This is a genomic window from Kitasatospora sp. NPDC050463, from assembly GCF_040655255.1.
In the GTDB taxonomy this organism is placed as follows: domain Bacteria; phylum Actinomycetota; class Actinomycetes; order Streptomycetales; family Streptomycetaceae; genus Kitasatospora.
The window spans coordinates 1-3,378 of sequence record NZ_JBFAJO010000193.1 but is presented as its reverse complement, the minus strand read 5'-3'; the positions used below and the strand labels follow the sequence as shown (position 1 = coordinate 3,378).

General features: G+C 70.5%; 4 protein-coding genes and 1 pseudogene. 2 read left to right on the top strand and 3 right to left on the bottom strand.

The window, feature by feature from the left end; translation table 11 throughout:
- Together AB0J08_RS41300 and AB0J08_RS41295 are read left to right on the top strand one after the other, a co-directional pair.
- Positions 1-189, top strand: a pseudogene (locus tag AB0J08_RS41300) (hypothetical protein); the annotation flags it as partial.
- Positions 190-519: 330 nt separating this feature from the next.
- A complete protein-coding gene (locus AB0J08_RS41295; RefSeq protein WP_360645257.1) occupies positions 520-654 on the top strand; it encodes a hypothetical protein in 135 nt (44 codons plus the stop codon).
- A gap of 519 nt (positions 655-1,173) precedes the next feature.
- Here the strand turns inward: AB0J08_RS41295 and AB0J08_RS41290 are convergent.
- The 3 genes from AB0J08_RS41290 to AB0J08_RS41280 all read right to left on the bottom strand — a co-directional run bounded on the left by AB0J08_RS41290 (position 1,174) and on the right by AB0J08_RS41280 (position 3,182).
- Entirely contained in the window at positions 1,174-1,869 is a 696-nt protein-coding gene (locus AB0J08_RS41290; protein ID WP_360645254.1) for a response regulator transcription factor, read from the bottom strand.
- A gap of 132 nt (positions 1,870-2,001) precedes the next feature.
- Positions 2,002-2,148: a hypothetical protein gene (locus AB0J08_RS41285; protein ID WP_360645251.1), complete on the bottom strand. Its 147-nt coding sequence runs from the start codon at positions 2,146-2,148 to the stop codon at positions 2,002-2,004.
- Positions 2,149-2,309: 161 nt separating this feature from the next.
- Positions 2,310-3,182, bottom strand: a complete 873-nt coding sequence (locus tag AB0J08_RS41280; RefSeq protein ID WP_360645248.1) for a universal stress protein — start codon at positions 3,180-3,182, stop codon at positions 2,310-2,312.
- Positions 3,183-3,378 lie beyond the last annotated feature (196 nt).

The following is a 3,378-nucleotide window of genomic DNA, read 5'->3' as shown; positions in this document are numbered from 1 at the left end:
CGAACTGCCCTCAGCTTCAACCAGGTTGCTGCGACAACCTGGAAGTGCAGGTCTTTCACCTCACTCGACTCCATGGCGCCTCGTGGCGCACCCACTCGCTACGACAAGACACCCGGCAGCTACCTCGCCGGCCTCCACCTCCGCGGCGCAATGATCTGGATCAAGGACCTCACCAAAACTGCTCCATGATCACGACCAGATACGCTCCCTAACGGTGGTGGCTGATTCGAGCGTGCCCGGTCGTCGACCGGCGTCGTTAGATAGGGGTGACGACGCCTGCGAGGGCTCCGGGGCCGCCCGCGAGAACCGCCTTCCACTTTCCTGAAATGCCGAGCTACTCGGAGCTGGCGGCGTTGTGGCGTGTGAGCGGCCGGGCGGCGGCGCCGGGGCAGCCTGATCCTGTGCGGGCAATGTTGGTCGGCGGTTCGGGTCGTCGCCGGGCGCTCGCCGGGGCCTGCACCTCGGGGGCAGCGTGACCTCCGCAGCCGCTGCTGCCTTGATCGAGAGCATGTGGCAGCGGTGAGTACCGGCAACGACCGCCGGATCAGCTGGCTGCTGCGGCAGTTCTCTGAGCGCGCCGATATCGAGGCGCTCTATGCGCTGAGGGAGGCTCTGCGCGACGACCTGCGGGAAAGAGGCAAGGCGGCTCGGTGAGAGTTGCCTGCTGGGCAAGATTGGTGATCAGAGGAGATCGCCTTCCAGGCGCCCCGGGGAGCTCAGGAGCAGCATGATCCCGGCTGCGGCGGCGGCCGGGAGCTCGAAGATGTTGGCGCACGCCCGGCGACAGCAGCGTGGTCCTGTGGTCGCGCCATTCGCGGGTCGCGGCGATCTCTCCGTCGAACCAGGGCACCGCCGGGGCGGTGGATGATCAGGTGGGACTGGCCGAGCACCGCCGACTACGACTGTTCCGGCCCGGCCAGAGTCAAGGCGCTATGTCGGTCGGCCCATCCGCTGTCTGGCCAGGCGGGACTGGCGGCGGGGTGATGCGCCTGGTCATGAGTTTGGCTGCGGCCCAGGTGATCAGCGACGCGGAGTGCTGGATGAGCCGTTCATATTGCGCTCGACGGCCCAGCGGGGGCAGGTCGATGAACCCCTTGGCGTCCTTGAGCCGGCTGACGTCTTCACCGTGAGGTTCAGGTCCTTGCCGCCCAGGTCGGAGCCCAGGGCGGGGGGTCACGAGGCCGGGCGGCCAGTGGCGGCGTGGGCGGCGAGGGTCTGACTGGCGAGGACGGCGGCTTGGACGCGGCGCTCGACGCCGAGCTTGGCCAGCAGACGGGAGATGTGGTTCTTGACGGTCTTCTCGGCGAGGTAGAGACGCTGGCCGATCTGACGGTTAGTCAACCCTTCGCCGATCAGGGCGAGGATCTCCCGCTCGCGGTCGGTGAGCTGGGGGAAGTCGGGTGTCCGCTGGGTGGATTCGCCGCGCAGGCGCGCCATCAGTCGAGTGGTGGCGCCGGGGTCGAGCATGGACTGCCCGGAGGCGACCGTCCGGACGGCGGAGACCAGGTCGGTGCCGCTGATCTGCTTCAGGACGTAGCCGGCGGCCCCGGCCATGATCGAGTCCAGCAGGGCCTCCTCGTCGTCGAACGAGGTGAGGATCAGACACGCCAGCTCCGGCATGCGTGAGCGCAGCTCCCGGCAGACCGTGACACCGTCGCCGTCAGGCAGGCGCATGTCCAGGATCGCGACATCGGGGCGCAGCGCGGGGACCCGGGCCAAGGCCTGCTCGACGGTGCCGGCCTCGCCGATCACGGTCAGGTCGGATTCGGCATCCAGGAGGTCGTGTACACCCCGGCGAACGACCTCGTGGTCGTCGAGGAGGAACACCGTGACCGGGGGGTTCGCCTGTCCTGCCACGTTCTTCGCCATGCCTTCTCCGTTTGACTGTGCCCGCTGCCACGGCGGGGTGGATGAATCCACATGGCAGTGTGCCGCAGCTGTCGATCGGACCGGTAGGGCCGGATGGCCCTACTTCCCCTGGGGCTGCGCGCTGCGTGTGAGTCACCGCGCGGGGGCAGCCGCCAACAGGTCGTGCTGTCCGATCAGGGAGGCGGCGTGGCGGCGTGGGGTGAGGTAGCCGGCCGGGCCGTAGCCGATGCGCAGGAGCGTCTGGGGAGCGCAGCGGTCCGGGGAGGTGCCGATCATCATGCGGACCCAGACGAATCCGTGAACGGCCCGCCACCGCAACCGCGGCGGCAGGCCAGGCATTTGGCGCTGGTGATGGCTCGACAGGGCCACGCGGAAATCGAGCTGCTGCTCCCGCTCGTGCGAGGACGTGTGCCCGGTCCCTGGACGGCACCGGTGCCGTTTCAGTCGTGCGGCACGACGGCGACCGGGGCCTGCGCGTGGTGGATCACCGCGTGGGCGACCGGGCCGAGGCGCAGACCGAGGTGGTGGCGGCGCCGGCGGCGGCCGACCACCACGAGCGCGGCGTTGCGGGATGCGTCCACCACCACGCCGGCGCCGCTGCCGATCGGGCTGTCCTCGACCACCTCGACCTCGGGGTATTTGTCCCGCCATGCGCTCAGCGTCTGGCTGAGCAACTCGGTCTCGATGGTACGGAACTGCTCGGTCTCGATCTGCGGTGCCACCCAGCCGGCGTAACCCCAGGCCGCCGGCGGAGTCCAGCCGTGCACGGCATGCAGCACGGCGCCGCGTGCCGCGGCCTCCTGGAAGGCGAAGTCGACGACCTCGTCCGCCAGGGCGCGGGTGTCGACACCGACGACCACTTCGGCGGCGTCGCGGGCGCCGGCCTGCTGCGTCTGCGTGGCCCGGACCAGGACGACAGGCACGTCGCATCGCGCCGCGGCGTCCAGACCGACCGATCCCACCAGCAGACCCTCGAAGCCGCCAAGGCCCAGCGAACCGACGGCGAGCAGCTCGGATTCGGCCGCGGCGGCGAGCAGGGCCCCGGCCGGCTCGTGGCCGGCCAGGAGGCCGGTGTGTATCTCCAACCCTGGGTGGGCCGAGCGCACCTGCCGCGCGGCGTCGGTGAGCATGCGCTCGGTCAGGGCGCGAACGTCCGCCGGCTGGCCGGGATCGGCGTGGACGTCGTCCTGCCAGGTCCAGGCATGGACGAGTCGCAGGGTGTGGCCGCGGCGCACCGCTTCGTCGGCGGCCCACTGCGCTGCGGCGGTGCTCTCGGCCGAACCGTCGATACCGGCCAGGATGTGCTTGCTCATGGAAGCGCCTGCTTTCCGTTGCTCGGGACTGCCTCGGGCACGGCCGCCCGAGATCGGGGATCAGCTTCGCCGAGGGCGACCCCGCGTCCCCAGGGCCGGCCGCCGGGGCAGGAAGACGTCTATCGCGTGGCGGGCGCAGTAGTCGAGCGCGTAGGCGACGTAGGCGTCCGGGGCGAGGTCGCCCGGTTCCAGGGTG